Annotated in this window: 4 protein-coding genes; all 4 read right to left on the minus strand. The window is 37.9% G+C overall.

The window, feature by feature from the left end:
* Positions 1-925 (minus strand): GDP-L-fucose synthase (gene fcl / locus ACFQ2O_RS19820; RefSeq protein ID WP_377532132.1); only part of this gene is annotated, 925 nt, incomplete at its 3' end.
* A gap of 32 nt (positions 926-957) precedes the next feature.
* On the minus strand, positions 958-3,330 hold the full coding sequence (locus ACFQ2O_RS19825; RefSeq protein WP_377532135.1) for a polysaccharide biosynthesis tyrosine autokinase: 2,373 nt from the start codon (positions 3,328-3,330) through the stop codon (positions 958-960).
* A 9-nt stretch (positions 3,331-3,339) separates the two neighbouring features.
* Entirely contained in the window at positions 3,340-4,188 is an 849-nt protein-coding gene (locus ACFQ2O_RS19830) for a polysaccharide biosynthesis/export family protein (protein WP_377532137.1), read from the minus strand.
* A 67-nt stretch (positions 4,189-4,255) separates the two neighbouring features.
* Entirely contained in the window at positions 4,256-5,038 is a 783-nt protein-coding gene (locus ACFQ2O_RS19835) for a DUF481 domain-containing protein (protein ID WP_377532140.1), read from the minus strand.
* Positions 5,039-5,167: the final 129 nt, after the last annotated feature.

Below are 5,167 nucleotides of genomic sequence, written 5' to 3' on the forward strand. Positions count from 1 at the left end.
CTATTTTGTTTTTGAAATCTTCGTAAGCAAGCGCAATTCCTTCTCTTAAACTTGTAGAATACTTGAAACCTAAGCTGTTAAGCTTCGAAACATCCATCAATTTTCTAGGAGTTCCATCCGGTTTAGAGGTATCAAACTCCAAATCTCCTTCAAATTCTGTTATCTCTTTTACCAGCAAAGCTAGCTCTTTGATAGAAATATCCTCTCCTGTACCTACATTTACCAGCTCCTTCTCATTATAGTTTTCCATCAGGAAGTAACAAGCATCAGCAAGGTCATCAGCAAACAGGAACTCACGCTTCGGGCTACCTGTACCCCAAACTGTAACAGAAGCATCACCGTTTTCCTTGGCCTCATGAAACTTTCGGATTAGAGCAGGAAGAACATGAGAGTTTTGCAGGTCATAGTTGTCGTTATAACCATATAAATTAGTTGGCATAACGCTGATAAAATTACAGCCATACTGGTCTCTATAAGCTTCGCATAGCTTTATACCTGCTATTTTTGCTATAGCATATGGCTCATTGGTTGGTTCCAACTCACCTGTTAGCAAATAGTCTTCTTTAAGAGGCTGCGGTGCCAGTTTCGGGTAGATGCAGGAAGAGCCTAAAAACATCAGCTTCTCAACACCAGTTTTATAGGCTGCATGAATGATGTTTGCCTCAATCATCAGGTTATCATAGAGAAATTCTGCTCTATAGATATTATTAGCCTGAATACCACCCACTTTGGCAGCTGCCAGAAAAACATACTCAGGTTTTTCTTGTTCAAAAAAGTCCTGTACCGCTAGTTGGTTTCGCAAATCTAATTCGCTTGATCTGCGTGTGATAATATTAGTAAAGCCTGCTGCCTCTAATTTCCGGACAATGGCAGAGCCAACCATACCTCTATGGCCAGCTATATAAACTTTAGAATTTTGATGCATAAACTATTTTGAAGTCAGTTTAGTGGAATACGCTACAGTATTCGTTTCCACCACGGCTTTGTTTCATTATCTTCTGCATAATATCCGTAGCCATAGCCATAACCGTAGCCATAGCCATACCTAAGCTTCTTGTAATCAACATCATTGAACAATACAGCCGTGTTTTTTATTTTACCAGACTCTATTTGCAACTGAATGTTTATGAGGAAATCTTTGATAGTATAATCTTGGCGAACCATGAACACATTAGCGTTTGAAATCTGCATCAGTTCAAGTCCGTCAGATAGTAAGCCAACTGGAGGTGTATCAATCACAATATAATCATAGCGATTTTTAAGCTCTACAATCAAATCTGTCATTCGCTTGCTCAAAAGCAACTCAGATGGATTTGGGGGAATGTCACCAGAAGGCAATACATGTAGGTTTTCCTGAATAGTGGTGCACAACACATCCTCAAGACTAGTATAGCCTGCCAAATAATTACTAAGACCGTTGCTGCTATTCACCCCAAGGTCAGAGTTATTATTTGGTTTACGCATGTCTGCATTTACCAGTAATGTTCTCTCCCCAGAAATAGAGATAATATAAGCCAGGTTTTTAGCCGAGAAGGTCTTCCCTTCGCCGCTGATTGAAGACGTAATTACAATAATTTTACCTTCTTCAGGATTTCCTTCATCCATACTTGTCATATAGCGAAGATTAGAACGAACTGTTCTAAATGCCTCTGCCATAGCTGATTTAGGGCTAAGGTTAGCTATCAAATTATCATCTTTAGTATTATGACCTACCATTCCTAAAAGAGGCAGTGAAGTATATTTAGCTATATCCTCTACAGTATGGATTTTATTATTCATCAACTCCTTTATAAACACAAAAGCAAGTGGTAAACCTAAACCAAGCATGAGGGCAATGCCGTAATTCTGTAAAGTTTTAGGAGCGATTTGATTATTTACTGATGCCTCTCGAAGTATAGTTATATCAGAAGTGTTGGCTGCCTTCGCTATACCAGCTTCAGCACGCTTCTCCATCAACAACACATATAAGTTTTCACTTAAATTGTAAAGGCGTTGAATGTTAATTAATTCTCTTTGGGATGAGGGTAATTTCCTCAACTCAGCAGCCGCAACACTAATGCGTTGGTTAAGATTTCGCTGCGTTAATTCATTCGCAGATTTCAAGCTACTCAAGTTCTCTCGCAAAGAGGCTCTTACCTCGTTTAGCTGCTGTCTTTTAAGTTGGAGAGCTGGGTTGTTCTGACCTGGATTGTTTGCTGCTACATTGAGTTCGTTTTGCAAAGTAATCAGCTGCGAAACGAGTGTATTAAGAATTGGATCTGAAATACCAAGTGTTGCAGGCGCCTGGATCTGCTCATTAGAATTTTCTGTGCTTAAGTAGTTTGATAAGTAATCGTAATACCTCGATGTCATCAACAACTCAGCTTTGCTTTGTTCAAGCGTCTGAATCTCACCCGCTATTCTACTGCCTTCTGCACCTAAATCAACAGCGGCGTTACGCTCTTTAAACTCCTCTAACCTAGATTCTATAAAAGATAAGGAATCGCTAATTTGCTGCAGCTGAACATCAATGAAATCTAATGTATTATTAGCATCTGCATTTTTGATAGCCAGGTTATTTAACCTATACGTCTCCATGTGAGCATTTAGATAGTCCACGTCCTTTTTAGGAGTTGACCCTATCAAAGTCAGGTTCAACGCTGATGCATCTCCTCCGTAAGGCGCTACTGATAAAGCTGATGCATACTTCTTGGCTAGATCATTGAGTTCATTGAGTTCGAAGAAAATTTCATTTCCCTGAAAAGACTCTTCTTTCAAAAGGGTGATTGAGAAATTAAAGTCGTTGATTTTATATGACTCTCCAAATGCAAAAGACTTTCCGTTTAATGCTGTACTCCAATTTGCATTTTCAGTATTCAATGCATAGTTGTCAGTGTCAATCAGTTTGACATTAAACCTCAAATTATAAGGGATATTAGTTGAAGTCGAATCAAACTCTACTCTGATGGGTGAATCTCCTTGGTAAGCCTCCAATAATTTGACATTCCCTTGTATGTAGTAGCTAACCTGAAAATCCAACTTAGCTAATGTCTTATAAGCTAAAGTCTTTGTCTTCAGAAGTATAGATTCGTTTGTTAAGCCTTGAGTACCTTTATAAAGTTCATTACCATATAGTAAAGCTGCAGCTGAAGTACCACCAGCCGCATTGCCAGATACTAATACAGATGAAGTTATCTCATATTTAGGTATAGTGTATCTATTAATTAAATATGCAGCCGTAAGAGCGATTATGGAGCCAAGTACAAAAAGGTACCATTTAGAAATAGCAGAATTTAATACTGCTTTAAAATCAATAAAGCTAGTTTCTTCAGAGTTTAATTTTGTTTCCAAAATATAAAATTAACGTGAAAGTCTACTAAACAAAATAACAACAGAAGCAATAATACCAAATCCTAAAGAGAAAGTACCAAGCACGTTTTCGCGTATAAACTTAGCTGGAAGTGGATCAACTACAATCATATCATCAGGTTGTAGATAAAAATTGCTCATTGCAATCGTATTATCATTTAACAAGCTAAAATTATATAGCTTTGCCTGGCCTCCTTCGTATCTTATCAGTCGGATCCTGCCTCGATTAGCGTAATCAGAAAACCCTCCTGCAGATGCAACTGCTTCCATTAGATTTATTTGATCCTGGTATGTTATGAATTGACCTTGAGCACGTACCTCTCCTACTATAGTATATCGAAATGTAAGTAGTCTCAGATTTACTGTAGGATTCGCTAAGAAAGGCATCAAGGCCTCTGCAACCCTTAGACGAGCTTCTGGCATAGTTAAACCTGCAAGCTGAATTTGCCCTACAACCGGTAAATTTATATTCCCAGCAGCATCAATTGTATAGCCGCTTAAAACAGGATCATTTGAACCTGCCACTACTGCCGGTGAATTAAGGAAATTATATTCTGCTGGTGTTGTTGTTTGCACGAGCAGTGAAAGAACGTCACCAGCTCTTAAAGCATAAACTTTTTGCTTTAAATCAAAGGTTTTCAGGAGTTCGTCTGCATTACCTTGATTTTTAACTTCTGGGTTTTCTTGCAGCAATATTAGCTTTTTTTGAGGAACGCAGGAAGAGAATAACACTAATCCCAGTAGAATCCTCCACGCTATAAAGGTGTTACGCATTGTTATGTTTTCCTTATCTTTAAAGGTCGAATGATAGCTTATGTGAATGCCGCAAGTAATTTTCAAATGGTGAAATTAGAAAAATATTGCGTGAGTAAGTATTTTTTGAAGTAATAAAATTTATTAGAGCAGATCAAAACTGTACTTGCAAACCATTAGACAGAGTATAAACGAAATTTGTTATGGGAACAATTGGTTCATCTTCATAGGTGCAGGTAAAGTTTACTTTAAAAGTTAACCTGTTATTTAACTTAAACTGCAACGAAACATCCCCACTAACTCTGTTACGCCATTTTTCTATACTATCAGCATATCCTACCTGATAATAAGTGATTCCATCCACAGTAACATTAGCATTAAGTTTAGCTCTCATGCTAAGGTAGTTCGTGGATTTTATTAAATCGGAAACTATAATTTGGCTCTCTTCATCTGGTTCCTCCCACTCTTCATGCTCCTGCATTAAGCCCGAACCAAGATAAATTCCACTACTTTCTGCTTTAAGCAACCTAAATCGCAATCCTCCTCCAGCTAAAGTCCGCAGTTCCAGCCCCCGTGCCTTATCAGCTTGCAGTTGCGTGAATAATTCATAAGATAAACGCTTTTTTCGCTCAAAATTAGCTCTGAAGTGAGAATACCCTGTACTTGCTACAGTATTACGGAGCTCTTTGGAATCATAGTTAACGAGTAGGTAATTGTAGTAGTTTAATAACAAATAACTATGCCTTGCTGATATATATGCCACATCTCCATTCATAGTAAACTGAAGGTAGTTATTAGGATTATCTTTTCCGGCATTTCTGTTAAACATAGAAAAACTCATTCCTGCCTTCCCGGTAAAATAATTAGCGGAATCTCTGTCTACCCTTGCTCGCTCTACATTTAAGATTTGCGCGTGGGAAACAGCTGAAAATAACAATAACAGGCCTGTAAAGTATATGATAGTACGTTTAGATGCCTTAAAGTGCATGGGTGGTGAATTTGATGTAAAAACCCTAAAACTATTTCAATATTTAGGTCTTCTTATTAAGAAAGTAAAAGCTGAGCC

The sequence above is a fragment of the Pontibacter rugosus genome (assembly GCF_042678745.1).
Lineage (GTDB): Bacteria > Bacteroidota > Bacteroidia > Cytophagales > Hymenobacteraceae > Pontibacter > Pontibacter rugosus.